The 15,338-nt window shown below is 49.2% G+C and carries 14 protein-coding genes; 10 read left to right on the forward strand and 4 right to left on the reverse strand.

All coding sequences use genetic code 11. The features are described from left to right. Nucleotides 1–8 precede the first annotated feature (8 nt). The 3 genes from SYN6312_RS02335 to SYN6312_RS02345 all read right to left on the reverse strand — a co-directional run bounded on the left by SYN6312_RS02335 (nucleotide 9) and on the right by SYN6312_RS02345 (nucleotide 2,492). Nucleotides 9–773 (reverse strand): metal ABC transporter ATP-binding protein, encoded by a 765-nt coding sequence (locus SYN6312_RS02335; protein WP_015123258.1) that lies wholly within the window; start codon nucleotides 771–773, stop codon nucleotides 9–11. 9 nt (nucleotides 774–782) lie between these two features. Then, entirely contained in the window at nucleotides 783–1,910 is a 1,128-nt protein-coding gene (locus SYN6312_RS02340; protein ID WP_156804727.1) for a metal ABC transporter solute-binding protein, Zn/Mn family, read from the reverse strand. A 261-nt stretch (nucleotides 1,911–2,171) separates the two neighbouring features. Then, nucleotides 2,172–2,492: an IS1 family transposase gene (locus tag SYN6312_RS02345; protein WP_015123260.1), complete on the reverse strand. Its 321-nt coding sequence runs from the start codon at nucleotides 2,490–2,492 to the stop codon at nucleotides 2,172–2,174. Nucleotides 2,493–2,917: 425 nt separating this feature from the next. On the opposite strand from SYN6312_RS02345, the gene SYN6312_RS02350 reads away from it, so the two are divergent. From SYN6312_RS02350 to SYN6312_RS02365, 4 genes are all read left to right on the forward strand, one after another. Then, nucleotides 2,918–3,973, forward strand: coding sequence for a sulfate ABC transporter substrate-binding protein (locus SYN6312_RS02350; RefSeq protein WP_015123261.1), 1,056 nt, complete (start codon nucleotides 2,918–2,920; stop codon nucleotides 3,971–3,973). Nucleotides 3,974–4,142: 169 nt separating this feature from the next. Next, nucleotides 4,143–5,027 (forward strand): sulfate ABC transporter permease subunit CysT, encoded by an 885-nt coding sequence (cysT, locus tag SYN6312_RS02355; protein WP_015123262.1) that lies wholly within the window; start codon nucleotides 4,143–4,145, stop codon nucleotides 5,025–5,027. Beyond that, entirely contained in the window at nucleotides 5,014–5,862 is an 849-nt protein-coding gene (gene cysW / locus SYN6312_RS02360; protein WP_015123263.1) for a sulfate ABC transporter permease subunit CysW, read from the forward strand. The genes cysT and cysW overlap by 14 nt, the downstream gene beginning before the upstream one ends. Before the next feature lie 48 nt (nucleotides 5,863–5,910). Continuing rightward, nucleotides 5,911–6,210 (forward strand): NIL domain-containing protein, encoded by a 300-nt coding sequence (locus SYN6312_RS02365; RefSeq protein ID WP_015123264.1) that lies wholly within the window; start codon nucleotides 5,911–5,913, stop codon nucleotides 6,208–6,210. 481 nt (nucleotides 6,211–6,691) lie between these two features. Here the strand turns inward: SYN6312_RS02365 and SYN6312_RS02370 are convergent, their stop codons facing one another. Next, complete coding sequence (locus SYN6312_RS02370; protein WP_015123265.1) at nucleotides 6,692–7,429, reverse strand: Phosphorylase superfamily; 738 nt, start codon at nucleotides 7,427–7,429, stop codon at nucleotides 6,692–6,694. Between the two features lie 227 nt (nucleotides 7,430–7,656). Between SYN6312_RS02370 and SYN6312_RS02375 the strand changes: the two genes are divergently transcribed. The 6 genes from SYN6312_RS02375 to SYN6312_RS02400 all read left to right on the forward strand — a co-directional run bounded on the left by SYN6312_RS02375 (nucleotide 7,657) and on the right by SYN6312_RS02400 (nucleotide 15,185). Further along, a complete protein-coding gene (locus tag SYN6312_RS02375) occupies nucleotides 7,657–8,715 on the forward strand; it encodes a phytoene/squalene synthase family protein (RefSeq protein ID WP_015123266.1) in 1,059 nt (352 codons plus the stop codon). A 273-nt stretch (nucleotides 8,716–8,988) separates the two neighbouring features. Then, on the forward strand, nucleotides 8,989–10,233 hold the full coding sequence (gene arsJ / locus SYN6312_RS02380) for an organoarsenical effux MFS transporter ArsJ (protein ID WP_015123267.1): 1,245 nt from the start codon (nucleotides 8,989–8,991) through the stop codon (nucleotides 10,231–10,233). A gap of 95 nt (nucleotides 10,234–10,328) precedes the next feature. Continuing rightward, complete coding sequence (locus SYN6312_RS02385; RefSeq protein WP_015123268.1) at nucleotides 10,329–10,784, forward strand: NADAR family protein; 456 nt, start codon at nucleotides 10,329–10,331, stop codon at nucleotides 10,782–10,784. Between the two features lie 6 nt (nucleotides 10,785–10,790). Next, nucleotides 10,791–12,068: a CCA tRNA nucleotidyltransferase gene (locus tag SYN6312_RS02390; protein WP_015123269.1), complete on the forward strand. Its 1,278-nt coding sequence runs from the start codon at nucleotides 10,791–10,793 to the stop codon at nucleotides 12,066–12,068. A gap of 58 nt (nucleotides 12,069–12,126) precedes the next feature. Next, nucleotides 12,127–13,638 (forward strand): signal recognition particle-docking protein FtsY, encoded by a 1,512-nt coding sequence (ftsY, locus tag SYN6312_RS02395; protein ID WP_015123270.1) that lies wholly within the window; start codon nucleotides 12,127–12,129, stop codon nucleotides 13,636–13,638. Between the two features lie 146 nt (nucleotides 13,639–13,784). After that, nucleotides 13,785–15,185: a serine/threonine-protein kinase gene (locus SYN6312_RS02400; protein WP_015123271.1), complete on the forward strand. Its 1,401-nt coding sequence runs from the start codon at nucleotides 13,785–13,787 to the stop codon at nucleotides 15,183–15,185. Nucleotides 15,186–15,338: the final 153 nt, after the last annotated feature.

The raw sequence follows: 15,338 nt of genomic DNA on the forward strand, positions 1-15,338 counted from the left end.
GGATGGGGTTAATGATGATGGCGATATTGGACAAACTCTGTCCCATAGGCAAGGGCGAGGGTTTCTGGGGCGAGGGCCACATCCGGCGTTCCCTGACAGAGCAAGAGCCGATTTAAACAGAGGACTTGATCACAGTGACGGCGCACCATGTCCAGATCATGGGAAATTTGCAGGATCGCCCAGTCTTCTTCTCGTTTGAGTTGATAGAGGAGGTCGTAAAAATCTGCTTCTCCCCGCACGTCCAGGCCCGCTGGGGCTTCATCCAAAATGAGTAACCGCCGCGGAAACACCAAACAATAGGCTAATAAAACCCGCTTGAGTTCCCCGCCGGATAAATGCCCAATGGACTGGTGGTAGAGATGACTAGCATTGACACGAGCCAAGGCCTGGTGAACCGCCCGTCGCCGTTGTGGCAATTTTAACCAGGGGATTTCCCACTCCATCGCCCCCCAACCCAGGCCAACTAATTCTCCAACCGTAACGGGAATCCGCCGATCCACTAAAAAGTTTTGGGGCAGATAAGCAATATGTTGGCGGCAACGAGTGGGCAACCAACCCCCAGCCATGAGGGGCGTTCCTAAGACTTGGACTTGCCCAGACTGATGGGGCAGAATTCCTAAAATGGCCTGGACTAAGGTGCTTTTGCCGGCCCCATTTGGCCCGACAATTGCCGTATCTGTCCCAGCACAAATCTTAAATGAGACATTTTCAACCACGGTGTTTTGACCGCGGACAACGGTTAAGCCTTCAACAGCAAGAAGAGGTTCGACCAAGCCCAACTCCTAAAATCCAACCTTGACCATCTGAGACTGCCTAACCTGAGCTGGAAGAATAGCCAGATGGCCCCGCAGCCAATTGATCTGCTGGGATTTAACATTGCCCCCAAACGCGGTGGTTAAATCCTGAGCATTTTTACGCATCGTATTCAGATAATAGCTAGGTTCTGCCGCTGTTTCTGGGCCAGTTTCCATCGGGTCGAAGATGCTGATTTTGACCTTTAAGTCCTGAGCGAGGGCCGCAAAGGTATTTTCATTGGCCTGGGGTTCAGTCAAAATAGCCCGCAAGTTTGCCGCATCAACAGCTTTGGTAATCCGACTAACATCGGCCGGGGAAGGGTTATCTTCGGGAATATCCACCAGATAGGTTGCCTTTAGGTTATAGCTCTGGGCAAAGTAGGAAGCAAAGTCATGGAAAACAACAAAGGTTTTACCTTGGAATGGCTGAAGTTGAGTCGCAATGTCCTGATCAAGGCTCTGTAACTGGGCGATAAAGGCGGCGGCGTTGGCTTGATAGATTGCTTCTCCCCCTGGATCGGCAGCAATTAAACCATTGCGAATATTTTCAACCTGGACAATGGCACGCTTGGGATCCAGCCAAATGTGGGGATTAAACTCGCCATGATGATGTCCCTCAGCAGATTTCGTTGTGCCCGCTTCACTGTGGTTGTGGTCATGAACCTGATCGTGATCATCGGCCTCACCCCTGATGGATGCACTGGTAATCGTCTTAACCCCTTGGCTCGTATTAATCACCTTCAGGTTCGGATTTTCGGCATTGGCGATGATGTTGTCTAAAAAGCTTTCCATCTCCAGGCCATTTTTGACTAAGACATTGGCCTGGGTTAAGCGTTGGACATCCCCTGGGCGGGCCTGGTAATCGTGGGGGCCAACATTAGTGGGTAATAGTTGGATCACTTCTGCCCGGTCTCCAGCAACAGCCTTTGTAAACTGGGTCATGGGCAAGAAGGTCGTAATCACCTTAATTTTGGACTCTGCCGGGGCATTTGCTGTTGGCGGCTCTCCCTGACACCCAGCAATCATGGACATCATGCCAACCGTAGTGACTATTTTAAAAAATTTTCGGCTGGGCTGGGCCGGGTAGGGGGGGCCTAACAAAGGCTTAGTCATCATATTTACTACCAACTATGAAAGGATTTTCAATTTGGACATACATCAGTATTACATAAGTAATGATAGGTTTTCGGAAAAAGCGGATGAAAATTTATCTGAAGAGTAGCTTTATTCCGACCCGGCCAAGCCCTGTCCGCCAGCAAACCCAAAACGCGACGGAGATTTTGCCGCACAGTTAAACTACTTCATCCCCTCCAGGGTCTTTGATTAACCGCTTTCAGGTTTACCCCTTGGGAAGGCGAGAGTGAACGTGACATTGGGCTAAGTCCTTGACTCTGGATCTTGCGTCCGTTTTTTGCGGCTTCTGCCCTGCCATTGATCGGGCATCTGGGTGTATTTTTCGTTGACATAATTCTGGAGCCATTGGGGAGAAACCTGGACAGCGCGTGCGATCCCAGCCAAAGAAATATTCTCTAAGAGTAGGCGGTCAATGAGTTCCCGTGTTGCCAAGTCAATCACTTTTTTGGTGGGTCGCTCAACAAATTGGCGGCCGCAGTCTTGACACTTAAATCGTTGCTTACCGTTATGGATGCGACCGTTTTTGACGGTTTGTGAGGTGGTACAAATTGGACAGGCAGGCATAGGCAACACATCACGACAAACATCTATGGTTCTATCATTACATTACTGCGCTGTCATTACTTTGGGACAATCAAAGAGGTTTATTCATGCCCTTTCGTCCTCCAGCAGCAATCTCAGCCACGATAGACCTCAAAACTGGGGTCGGCCAATACTTCTCACCCACTTGTTATCCAGGCCAATTTCATCACCGTTGTTTCTTTGATAGTTAGGACGATGGAGACCTCATGATCCTGTCCTTTAAACTCTTAATGGTTTCTCAGCAAGAAACAGTCCCGGCCTGGGCTAGGCAAATGAACCATCTTTGGGTAGGATGATTAACGTTCGTATTTCCGGCCGACTTACCGTAGATTACTGATTGAAGGAGTCAAAAGGAGTTTTAGCGGCTGGAAATACCTCAAGATGATTAGTGTTGTTGGGAGGTGCAAATGTTCGGTTTTGGACGAAAGCTGAAGCAGTGGGTAGCCCTATTTATTGTGGGGGCGAGCTTGGCGGGCCTGGTGGCAGCTTGTGGCCCGAGTGATTCTCCCCAAGGAGGCGGAACATCCACTGAAGCTAAACCCGATGCTGAAATTACTCTGGTTTCTTTTGCGGTGACCAAAGCTGCCCACGATGCAATCATTCCCCTGTTCAAAGAGAAATGGCAGCAAGAACACAATCAAAACGTGATCTTCAAGCAGAGCTATGGCGGTTCTGGCAGTCAAACCCGAGCCGTGATTGATGGTTTAGAAGCTGACGTGGTGCACTTAGCTCTGGCAACCGATGTGGATAAAATTGCCGAGGCGGGTTTAACCAGTCCTGAATGGGCCACAAAAGCCCCGAATAATGGCATTGTCTCGAAATCTGTAGCAGCAATTATCACCCGAGATGGCAACCCCAAAAATATTAAAACCTGGGATGACTTAGCTAAACCGGGAAATACCTTTATTACCGCTAACCCAAAAACATCCGGTGGGGCGCGTTGGAATTTTCTGGTTCTTTGGGGGGCTAAAGCTCAAACTGGCAGTACACCGGAACAGGCCAAGGAATTTGTGGCGGCTGCCTATAAGAATGTCCCAATTCTGGCCAAGGATGCCCGGGAATCTACAGATGTTTTTGCCAAACAAGGTCAAGGGGATGCCCTGGTGAACTATGAAAATGAGGTGATTTTGGCGAACTTAAACAACGAAAACCTTACCTACATTGTCCCTGATGTCAATATCTCGATTGATAATCCGATCGCGGTGGTTGACAAAAATGCAGAAAAACACGGAACTCAGGAAGTCGCCCAGGCCTTTGTCGAATTTCTCTATACACCCGAAGCCCAAAAGGAATTTGCTAAAGTGGGGTTCCGCTCTGTTGATCCAGGCGTTGAGAAAGAATTTGCGACCCAATTCCCGCCAATTAAAACCCTCTTTACTGTCCAAGATTTAGGGGGTTGGGAAAAAGTCAATAAGGAATTCTTTGCTGATGGGGCAATTTTTGACCAAATCTATACCAAGTAGGACATAGGTTGTGCAACGGAGTAGATAAGAATTTTGCATCCCCTGCATTACCCCTGTCTGCTCCGAATTCTGGCTTCGCTGATCAGTTTGAACCAACGTTGACTGAATTTTTACGAGAGACTTAAATGCGATTGACTGTGCCGCCCATTTAGAATCCTGAAACAGAATTATGACGACTACAACGGCCCCGATTCCCCCAACTCAACCCATCCCAGGCAGTCGGCCAAAATCCCAAAACTGGCTGTCTAAGCTCTGGCATCTACATTGGACTTGGCGAGTCACCTGGGGCTATCTCGCGGTAATGCTCCTGATTCCGACCGTTTTGATGCTCTTGAAAGCAATTCAGGAAGGGCCAGGCAAGTTTTGGGAAGTGGCGACCAGTCCAATTGCGCTTTCAACCTACGATGTCACCTTTGTCACGGCTTTTATTGCAGCGGTGATCAATGGCCTGTTTGGAACACTCATTGCTTGGGTTTTGATCCGGTATACATTTCCAGGTAAGCGATTTTTGGAAGGGGTGATTGACTTGCCCTTTGCCTTGCCCACTGCAGTTGCGGGTTTAACCTTGGCAACAGTCTATAGCAACAATGGCTGGATTGGGTCAATGTTTGCTCCCTTTAGCATCGAGATTTCCTTTACCCGCTTGGGGGTGGGGATCGCGATGGTGTTTATTTCTTTGCCCTTTGTTGTCCGCACCGTGCAGCCTGTTTTAGGGGAAATCGAAAAGGAATTAGAGGAGGCAGCTTGGTGTTTAGGGGCAAGTCAGTGGCAGACCTTTTGGCGAGTGTTATTGCCGCCGATTTTACCAGCGATTTTAACGGGGATTGCCCTAGGTTTTTCGCGGGCCGTGGGGGAATATGGCTCAACGGTGATTATTTCCTCCAACATTCCCTTTAAGGATCTGATTGCACCAGTTTTGGTCTTTCAAAATCTAGAAGCCTATGACTATACGGGGGCAACCATTATTGGTACCGTCATGTTGCTATTGTCCTTACTTTTATTGTTTGTGATTAACTTTATCCAGGCCTGGGGGCAACGCTATGTCATCAAATAAGCCCGTTAGTTCACCCAACTCCCAACGCAAATCCTGGGTGCCGATTGTCTTAATTCTGATTGCCGTGGGCTATGTGGCTTTAGTCCTATTGATTCCAGCGGCTAATGTTTTTTACCAGGCCTTTAGCAAAGGCTTTGGCCCCTTTCTGGACACATTGAAGCTCCATGATTTCCAAGTGGCCGTTGGCCTCACAGTTGGTTTAGCTCTGATTGCCGTGCCCGTGAATACCTTTTTTGGCCTCTGTGCAGCTTGGGCCTTAGCTCGGAAACGCTTTCCCGGCCGGACACTCATTCTTAGTATTATTGATCTTCCCTTTTCGATCTCCCCAGTTGTTGCGGGGTTAATGATTGTGTTGGTTTATGGTCGGGTCGGGTGGCTTGGTCCCTGGTTACTGGATCACAATATCCAAGTGGTGTTTGCTTTTCCAGGCATGGTCTTAGCCACAATCTTTGTTAGCCTGCCATTCGTGGCCCGAGAAGTCATCCCGGTCTTAGAAGAAGTGGGGCCTGAGCAGGAGGAAGCCGCAAAAATTCTCGGAGCTAATGAATGGCAAACCTTTTGGCGAGTCACTCTCCCGAATATTCGCTGGGGCTTGCTCTATGGGGTGCTGTTAACCAATGCCCGGGCAATGGGAGAATTTGGGGCGGTGGCCGTTGTCTCCGGAAATATTGCGGGGAAAACCCAAAGTTTACCGCTCTTTGTTGAAGAAGCTTACAAAAACTACCAGACTGAAAGTGCCTATGGGGCGGCGGTAATTTTGGGACTATTGGCTGTGTTTACCTTGGTGGTACAAGAACTTCTAGAGCGACGGACTAGAATTAAGGAGGTTGAGTAATCTTGATAGTTTTAAGTTCATTCATCATAAGCAGAAGGAAGAAATTTTATGACTACATTTCCCCTGGAAGCTGAAGATTTACCCTTAGGCGAAGAGCGATTAACCCAAAAACACATTCGGGTTAGGATTGATAAAAACTATGTATCTGACCCGGTGATTTGCGAGTTAATTGTCAAGTTCCAACTCACGATCAATATCAAAGGGGCATTGCTGGCTCCCAACTCTCGGGAAGATGGCTGGTTTGATTTAGAATTGACCGGAAAAGCAACCCAAATTGACAACGCCCTCAGCTATTTAAATGATCTCAATCTAGAAATCATACCCGAGAAAGATATTGATGGTTGGTAATGGAGTCAGTCCATGATCATCACCGGCCTGGTTGATTAATGTCTAGGAGCTACGTTCCTATGCAACGTTAACAGCCTGATTCAGAAAGCCTTGAACGTGTTGCTATAGTGCTACACAGACTGTTCTGAGAGAGTAGAAATCTTAAAAAGACTGTCCATAGAGCATTTCCTGACTGGTTCCCATAATATCCCCCAATGAGTAACGCCATATTAACTACAGTGAGTAGCGATTGAGGAGATGTGGTAATGGCTGCATCATCAATTAATTGCTCCTTTCATGTTGCCAGGCTTATGTCATCATTTACTGTTCAAAGGTTGATTCAAGAGTAGGTCTGTAACTCAACTGAAATCGGGAACTATAGTCATTCCAGTAAATACTGAGACAATGGTAAGACAAAAGCGATAAACTCAGCTGTTGTTGCTAGTCTTCCACGACCGTCATGAGCTACAGCCTAGATTTACGTCAAGTGCCCTTAAGTGAGTCAGACTGTAGGCCGAACCAGGAACCCCGATCGCTCCCTAGCAAGGGCTTGCCCAACTTTTTCTAATCTTCCCAGGCCCCGCAATGAGCCAGTAATTAGATGTCCAGCCGCAATGGGGTTTTGGAGAAAGGCCCAGGTGAGTAATAGGGGATTAAGAGAGCCATCGCCCCCAATGGCCTGGGATAAATTTGGTAAATCCTGGGTCGCCGTATCAGAAATTACCCGCACCATCGCCACGGGCAGATTTAAGCTTGCGCCATAGTCCAGAATTGGCCCCCCTTCCATATCCACCACATCAGCCCCAGTTTTCTGGTGTAATGCGGCCTTGGCCTGGGCGGTACTCACTAACTCTTGACTGGTGTAGGCCGGAACTAAGGGGGCAGCTAGGGATTGACTGAGGTGTTGACTCCAGGCCCGGTTGGTGTTGAGCACAGCATTTCCATAGCGACAAGATTCATACACCACCACTTGCCCCAGGCTGAAGGTGTTCGATAATGCCCCTGCCAAGCCGATCACCAAAATGCCGTGCATCTCCGGGCCGGGTTGCCATTGCTCTAGGAATGCTTGCACCGCCAATACACCCAAAGGAATCGGGATAAGCTGGATCAAGTTCGATGGCCCTTGCTTAAGACCCTTGACCATGGCCTGGTATTCTTGCCCCTGGGGAACAAGAATCGCAAACTGTTGGGAGGGAGATAGGTTGCCGCTTGAAAAACTGGCCGAGTCTAAATTTGTCACAGAAAAAAGTTCGGTAAAGTGGTGTGAACCAAGTTATCGCCATTATGGGGGTAAAACAACCCTTAAACTCGGCCCAGTCGGGCAGTAGAGAATCTGTAGAGGGGCTTAATTTCCACTCTCCAACCGGGACTTTACTAGATTAGCGGCAAGGTTTATGGTATCTGTTAATTTTACTTAATATAGTTGTCCCCAAGGCTATATAAATTTGTGTGTAGGAGTTAAACCTTATGGTTCAGATGGCATTGGAATCTCCAGTTAATGTGCGGGCAGCCGAGCGGTTCTGTCAGGAGATTTTGCCGGAAGTCTCTCGTACCTTTGCCTTGAGTATTCGCTTCTTACCGGGGACATTAGGGCGGGCGGTTTTAATTGCCTATTTAATCTGTCGAATTGCCGATACGGTCGAAGATGATCCTGTTGCCAGCATTGCGACGAAAACCCTCCTCCTAGACGACTTATTAGAGTGCTTTGATAGCTCCCGCCTAGCCGATGATTACGGTCGGATTGCCCAAAACTTAGAAGGGGAAGCAGCCCACATCCGCTTGGTGGCTAACACCGGCCTGGTCTTTACCCTGTTTCGGACATTGCCATTAACCTCCCAACAGCACGTCCAACGCTGGGTGAGTGAGATGGTGCATGGGATGAAAAAATTTGTCAATCTCTATCCCACGGGGATTCGGATTAAAACCCTGGATGAATATAAAGAATATTGCTATTACGTGGCCGGAACCGTGGGCTACCTCCTCACCGATTTGTGGCATGAACATTCTTTTTCGATTGGGCAAGACGAATACCAAGTTCTGCTCAAACGTTGCGGGGCCTTTGGAGAAGCCCTCCAGACCGTGAATATTCTCAAAGATATTGCTTGGGATGCGGAACACGAAAACTCGATTTATATTCCGGAACAGTCTCTTGTGGCCCAAGGTAGCGGCCATCAACTCCTCCTCAAGCCAGAACTGAAAGCCAATAACCATGCCGCCATTAAAGAATTAGTCGCCCTGGCCTGGCATGATTTGGATGAAGCCCAGGAATATCTGCTCTCTGTCCCCAAAGCAGCGGTGCCAATTCGCCTATTTTGTGTTCTGCCCTTGTTATTTGCCTATGCCACCTTGCGAGATATTACCGAAACAACGGCCATGCTGGAGTCGGGTGGTTCGGTGAAAATTAGTCGGGCTGAAGTGAAATCCTTGATGCTCATGGGGCCAATCTCCGTCTTGAGTAATCACAGTTTGCGCTGGCTGATTGCCCAAGTTCGTCAGAAGCCGTTTATTTTAGGCTCGGCAAGCTAAGGGTCTCCCTCTTAAGCGCAACATTATCCCTAGCTGAACCTCCTACCCCCAATAAAGCCTCAAATCAGTGCATGTTCACCCCATCTCCTGATTTGAGAATTTTCAGGCTAGAATATATCAGGAAAATTTGATTTATCTTGTGTTGCCTGTATTCCCCTAGCCTGATCGAGCATCATCCACGCAACCATAGTGCCGGATGACAATGATGCCTGGGCTGGGTTGGGAATGAATTTGGCGTGCAATCTTTTCTAGTCCTGAGTCTGGAGCAAGGTGATGGGGGCCGTTAAAGTGGGTGTGGCAAATCTGCGTAATTACGCGCTGGTGACGGTGGCCTATTGGGGCTTCACGATTACCGATGGGGCCTTGCGGATGCTGGTGCTCCTCTATTTCAACCAAATTGGCTATTCTCCCCTGGATATTGCCCTATTATTTTTGTTTTATGAAATCTTTGGCATCGTCACTAACTTTTTCGGGGGCTGGATTGGCTCCCAATTTGGCTTGAAACTCACCCTCTACAGCGGCATTGCCCTCCAGATTGCCTCCTTGGTGATGTTGTCCCCCTTAGAACCCAGTTGGCCGATTGCCTTTGCAGTCCCCTATGTGATGGTGGCCCAGGCCCTGTCGGGAATTGCCAAGGATCTCACCAAAATGAGTTCTAAAAGTGCGATTCGCTTAGTCGTTCCCCAAACGGCCCAGAGTCAATTATTCAAGTGGGTGGCGATTCTGACTGGCTCCAAAAATGCCCTCAAGGGGGTGGGGTTCTTTGTGGGGGCCTTGTTGCTGGGCTGGGTTGGGTTTCAAAATTCCCTCTGGATTATGGCAGTGGGATTACTGATGGTTCTCGTGACCGGCCTGCTTCTTCCGGCAGGGATGGGTAAAGTCAAAACCAAAGTTAAGGTTCAACAGCTATTTTCTAAAAGTAAAGAAATTAACATTCTCTCGGCCGCGCGGTTTTTTCTGTTTGGGGCCCGGGATGTCTGGTTTGTGGTGGGTCTGCCCGTGTTTCTACGGAGTATTTTGGGCTGGTCATTCTATCAAGTCGGGGGTTTTTTAGCGATTTGGGTGATTGGCTATGGCCTGGTGCAGTCCGCGGCTCCCACCCTACTCAATCGGTTTAACCAGGCCCCCCAAGCTGCCACGATTCGCTTTTGGACATTTGCCTTGACCGCCATCCCCGGATTGATTGCCATGGCCTTAGGAACGGCTCTGAACCCCAATTTTGTAGTTATTGTTGGGCTGTTAGTCTTTGGCGTGATTTTTGCTTTTAATTCAGCGGTGCATTCCTATCTCGTATTAGCCTTTACTGACGATGACAAAGTGGCCCTTAATGTTGGCTTTTATTACATGGCCAATTCTGGAGGGAGATTACTGGGCACTGTCCTATCGGGTTGGGTTTATCAGACGGCAGGCCTGGGAGGTTGTTTATGGGTGTCATTATTTTTCGTTTTAGTGGCGGGCTTAATTACCTTAAAACTACCCAATCCAGACCCTAAAAATTTTGTCCCCAGGCCCTATTAGGTTGTTCGTGAATGAGGGGGGGAGTGGAGATCAGGGTAAAAAGCAATCTAGGATATGAGGGTGAGAAGGTTCAGCCAAAATTGCTCTTTGCTCTAATGACGATTTATTTCTATCACATTGATCATCCCTATGGCTGTTTCTCCAATTTCTCTCGACATGGCTTTCACCTCGCTGGTTGCTATTGGCCGACCGCAGAGCACTATTACCAGGCCCAGAAATTTATTAACACTGGCCATGCCTATCTTTCCCAAAGAATTCAATTAGCCCCAACCCCCGGTGAAGCAGCCCAAATTGGCCGAGATCCTCGCCATCCCCTGCGCCCCGATTGGGAAAAGGTCAAGTTAGAGGTCATGTATGCTGCTATTCAAGCCAAGTTTCAGACCCATTCTGATATTCGAGGCATCTTATTAGGGACTGGTGAAGAAGACTTAGTTGAGAATTCCCCCGTGGATAGTTTTTGGGGCTGTGGGGCCAATGGCAACGGCTCGAACCATTTAGGACGGCTATTAATGCAATTGCGCCAAGAACTACGTCAGGAAAATTCCCCTTAAAACCCTATGGTGAATCCCCTCGACCCCACTGATTGGCCAATTGCCATTCGTGATTTGCCGGCCGATACCTATTTGGTTGGTGGGGCGGTGCGGGATGGATTACGGGGAGTTTTTCCAGGGGATTTAGATTTAGATTTTGTCACCCCAGCCCCAGCCATTCCCTTGGCGCAACAGTTAGCTCAAAAGTACCAGGCCAGTTTTGTCCTGTTAGATGCCGCCCGACAAATTGCCCGAGTTGTCTTTCCCCAGGCCACCCTTGATTTTGCCCAACAGGTGGGGGACTCCCTAGAAGCAGATTTACATCGGCGCGACTTTACGATCAATGCTATTGCCTACGACCCACGCGGGAAGGTGATGGTTGATCCGCTGCATGGGCAAGTGGATATTGTCCAGAAACAAATTCGGATGATTTCTCTGGCAAATTTGCGTGATGATCCGTTACGAGTATTGCGCGCCTACCGCCAGGCCAGTCAATTAGGATTCATGATTACGTCCGATACCCGCGATGCCCTCAAAACAACGGCTCCCCAACTCATTCTGGTGGCCCCAGAGCGAATTCGCACCGAACTCAGTTATTTGTTAGCCAGTCCCGCAAGTCATCGCTACCTCCGCTGGGTCTGGGAGGATGGTGGGTTTGCCCATTGGTTGCCCCAAATTGATGAAACCGGCCTGGAACATTTAGCTTGCTTAGAAGCATGGCACAGAGCAGTAGATCCTTGCTGGCAGAGCTTAGATCATTTTTTAGCTCAACCCTTGCTGACTAATCCTGGCCCCGGTGAACCCCGCAAACGCACCCTCGGCACTCTGAGTAAACTGGCCTGTTTATTCAATGCTCAACCGGAACCAGAATTCATTCAACACACCTTAAGCCGCCTCACCTACAGCAACCGGGAAATAAAACTCATCCAAACCCTGCTCAAAACCTTGCCGCAACTGCCCCAGTCCATAGCTTTGAAGGCTCGCCGGGAACAATTTTTTCTCTTTCGTCAGGTTGGGTCTGCTTGGCCGGGCTTGGTCGGATTAGCGGTGGCGATGGGAATTGAACCAAAGGCTTTAGAGTCTCTGCACCAGGCCTGGTTAGATTTGGAAAACCCGATTGCCCATCCACCTTGTTTAATCACGGGGGCTGATTTAATTCGGGACTTTGGTTTGCGGCCTGGCCCCCTGATCGGTGAAATTCTCCAGGAGGTCTTAGAGGTTCAGGCCCGCGGGGAATTAACAACCAAAACAGAGGCCGGAGCCTGGGTTAGGGCTTATCTGGAGGCAGGGGGAAATCAGGGATAAGGTAATTCTTGTAAGCTAAGGAAACAAAGCTGTTCATCCACTTGAGTTGAGGTTGCTCGTGTTTAACTGGTTTCGCCGTGCATTGGGTAAAACTGAGGACAATGCGACTGTCGAGAACCAACCGGCATCTTCTGTGACAGAGGTTCCAGAAACAACTCACCCAGAAACAACCACAAACCTTGCCCCTGACGCTCCGATTGCGCCGCCTGAACCAGAAGCCACACCCACACCTGAACCTGAAACTAAGGTTGATTACCTGGCCTGGGCCAAAGCCGCATTTAACAACATCCAGGCCCGGCAATCTCCAAACATTGCCCCATCATCACCCCCCAGCGAGGTTAGTTATCCGGCTATTTCCCCAGCAACCCCGACAACTGAATTCACTGAATCATCCGACTCCCCTGTTATGACGGCCGAACTGTCGGAATCTCCACCACCAGAATCACCGCCAACCATCACAATTCAAGCCTCTACGCCTGTCCCCATTACCGAGACTCCAGAATCAGAGAGTTTTAGACCAGAGCTCAGTCCCACCCTACCAGAACCTGCCCCGATTCCTCTGGCTTTGGATGAAGGATTCTTATGGTCAGCGGAAGTCTTGGCCAGCCAGGGTCGCCGTCCCGAAGATGTGGATATTGAAGAAATTACTTGGTTGCAAAAACTGCGGCAGGGTTTAGGGAAAACTCGCCGGGGCCTGGTGAATCAACTCAAAGCCGTAGTGGGACGTGGGCCATTGGGGGCTGATGCGGTTGAAGAGATTGAATCCCTCTTGCTCCAGGCCGACGTTGGGGTGGCAGCCACCGATAAAATCATCCAGGCCCTGCAAACCAAAATCCGTCAAGATGCCCTCCCCGCCGACCAGGCCATTGATTACCTAAAACAAATTCTCCGGGATGTCCTCGAAGAACCCTTCCAAAAGGGGTACGATCCCAACTTTGCCCCCCAAAAACAACGACTGAATATTTGGCTGATGACGGGGGTGAACGGGGTTGGCAAAACAACAACGATTGGCAAAATTGCCCATGTGGCCAGTACATCGGGGTATCTCTGTTTGGTGGCAGCGGCAGATACGTTTCGAGCCGCGGCAGTAGAACAGGTAAAAATTTGGGCGGCCCGTAGTGGCGTAGAGGTGATTGCCAACCCTGGAAAAAATACAGATCCGGCGGCTGTGGTCTTTGATGGCATTAGCGCAGCCCAATCTCGCCACTGTGAACTCCTGTTGATTGATACCGCCGGCCGGTTGCAGAACAAACAAAACCTGATGGAAGAACTGAGGAAAATTCGCCGGATTGTAGATAAAAAAGCTCCTGATGCCCACATTGAATCCCTCTTGGTTTTAGATGCCAGCCTTGGACAAAATGGACTGCGCCAGGCCCAGGTGTTTGCTGAAGCAGCTCAATTAACGGGGGTGGTGATTACCAAACTAGATGGCACAGCCAAAGGGGGAGTTGCCCTCGCCGTTGTCCAAGAACTAGGCTTACCAATTCGCTTTATTGGGGCGGGGGAAGGGATTAAGGATTTACGTCCCTTTTCCAGTTATGAGTTTGTTGAGGCCTTATTGAGTGGCTAAAGTCATGCAGATGTGAGCAATTTCTGCCATCCGCATCATGAATCATTTTCAGAAACGTCACCAGGCCATGGGTATGACGGGTGAGTCAAGCCGACTTGAGGCAATATTGAACTATCTCGGACATTAAGACCAAAAGAGGCGCAACAATGGCAGAGGTAATTGGCGGGCGGTATGAAGTCATTACTGAGTTGGGACGAAAGCCGGGAAAGCGTACCTATCGGGTCAAGGATTTACAAACATCGGATGAATGTATCCTCAAGCGGCTGAGTTTTGGCGAGGACATGGCCTGGGAAGATGTGCAACTGTTTGAGCGAGAAACCCAAGTCCTCCAGGCCCTCTATCACCCAGCAATTCCTAAGTATCGGGATGGTTTTGAGATCAGTTTATCTTCGGGACAGGGGTTTGCCCTTGTGCAAGATTATATTCCCGCCCCATCTCTCGCCCAGTCTCTCACCGCCGGCCGCCTTTGGACAGAATCCCAACTCAAAACCCTAGCCAAACAATTACTGGATATTTTGATTTATCTCCACAGCCATTCCCCACCTGTTATCCATCGGGATATTAAACCCAGCAACATTCTCTGGGATGAACTCCGCCAGCAAGCCTACTTAGTTGATTTTGGGGCCGTCCAGACGGTGATTTCTGGAGCCACGCGTACGGTTGTTGGTACCTATGGCTATATGCCCCCGGAACAGTTTGGCGGCCGATCTGTCCCTGCCTCTGACCTGTATGCCTTAGGGGCGACCCTGATTCACTTAGCCAGTGGCCAGAATCCTGCTGATATTCCCCAAGAAAATCAACGCTTACAATTTAGCAATCTCGTTAATCTCTCTCCCGGCTTTGTCCATTGGCTCCAACAACTCCTTGAACCTGGCCTGGATAAACGCCTCAATTCTGCCCAGGCCGCCCTTAGGAAACTCAACAACAGTCACGACTGGGCCAGAACCCAAAGCCAACTGAGTCAACCGGAACACAGTAAAGTCCTCTGGCTACAAAAAACCGATGAACTAGAAATTATTATTCCTCCGGCTCGGACACAAGGAGGGGTGGGGCTTGGTGGGCTAATATTTTTAGGGGCTTTTGCCTTGGCCTGGAACTCTTTTATTTTTTTCTGGACTGGGTTTTCTCTACTTGCACCCTTTCCCATTAATCTTGCCTTTGGCCTATTCTCAATTCCTTTTTGGGTTGCCGGCATTGGCATGGCTGGCCTGGTCTTTTTTGGCCTGTTTGGCAAAGTCCGCCTCAAGATTACCAGTGAGACAATTAGTCAAACCTTTGAACTCTTTGGTTTTCGCAAACAAGTCACACCCTCCAGTTCTCGCAGTTCCATTACCCAAATTGAACACCAAGTCCGCCACTACACCAAAGATAGCGATGGGGATCGCGTCACCGTCCAACCAGATCTGATCATTTGGGCCGGGACACGCCAGTATAACTTGGGAGGTAAAGGCTTACTCAGTGATCCAGAAATCGAATGGTTAGCCAATGCCCTCAGCCAGTATCTTGAGATTCCCCTCAAAGTCAAAGCTAAATCGGAGGGGGCATAATCTAGCTATCGGCTGTTGGCTCGGAACATATAGTGTTACGCAGACTGTTTTGAGAGAGTAGAAATCTTGAAAAACTTCCCATAAAGTATTTTCTGACTTGTTTTTGTCCAGCCCTAAATGAGTAATACTATACCTAACATGAATGGCCTGACT

It is taken from the genome of Synechococcus sp. PCC 6312 (genome assembly GCF_000316685.1).
Classification (GTDB): domain Bacteria; phylum Cyanobacteriota; class Cyanobacteriia; order Thermosynechococcales; family Thermosynechococcaceae; genus Pseudocalidococcus.

Excerpts from the sequence above, each read along its gene's own strand:
- SYN6312_RS02340 (WP_156804727.1), bottom strand. The coding sequence starts at position 1,910 with ATGATGACTAAGCCTTTGTTAGGCCCCCCCTACCCGGCCCAGCCCAGC.
- SYN6312_RS02345 (WP_015123260.1), bottom strand. The coding sequence starts at position 2,492 with ATGCCTGCCTGTCCAATTTGTACCACCTCACAAACCGTCAAAAACGGT.
- SYN6312_RS02350 (WP_015123261.1), top strand. The coding sequence starts at position 2,918 with ATGTTCGGTTTTGGACGAAAGCTGAAGCAGTGGGTAGCCCTATTTATT.
- cysT (WP_015123262.1), top strand. The coding sequence starts at position 4,143 with ATGACGACTACAACGGCCCCGATTCCCCCAACTCAACCCATCCCAGGC.
- cysW (WP_015123263.1), top strand. The coding sequence starts at position 5,014 with ATGTCATCAAATAAGCCCGTTAGTTCACCCAACTCCCAACGCAAATCC.
- SYN6312_RS02365 (WP_015123264.1), top strand. The coding sequence starts at position 5,911 with ATGACTACATTTCCCCTGGAAGCTGAAGATTTACCCTTAGGCGAAGAG.
- SYN6312_RS02375 (WP_015123266.1), top strand. The coding sequence starts at position 7,657 with ATGGTTCAGATGGCATTGGAATCTCCAGTTAATGTGCGGGCAGCCGAG.
- arsJ (WP_015123267.1), top strand. The coding sequence starts at position 8,989 with ATGGGGGCCGTTAAAGTGGGTGTGGCAAATCTGCGTAATTACGCGCTG.
- SYN6312_RS02385 (WP_015123268.1), top strand. The coding sequence starts at position 10,329 with ATGACGATTTATTTCTATCACATTGATCATCCCTATGGCTGTTTCTCC.
- SYN6312_RS02390 (WP_015123269.1), top strand. The coding sequence starts at position 10,791 with ATGGTGAATCCCCTCGACCCCACTGATTGGCCAATTGCCATTCGTGAT.
- SYN6312_RS02400 (WP_015123271.1), top strand. The coding sequence starts at position 13,785 with ATGGCAGAGGTAATTGGCGGGCGGTATGAAGTCATTACTGAGTTGGGA.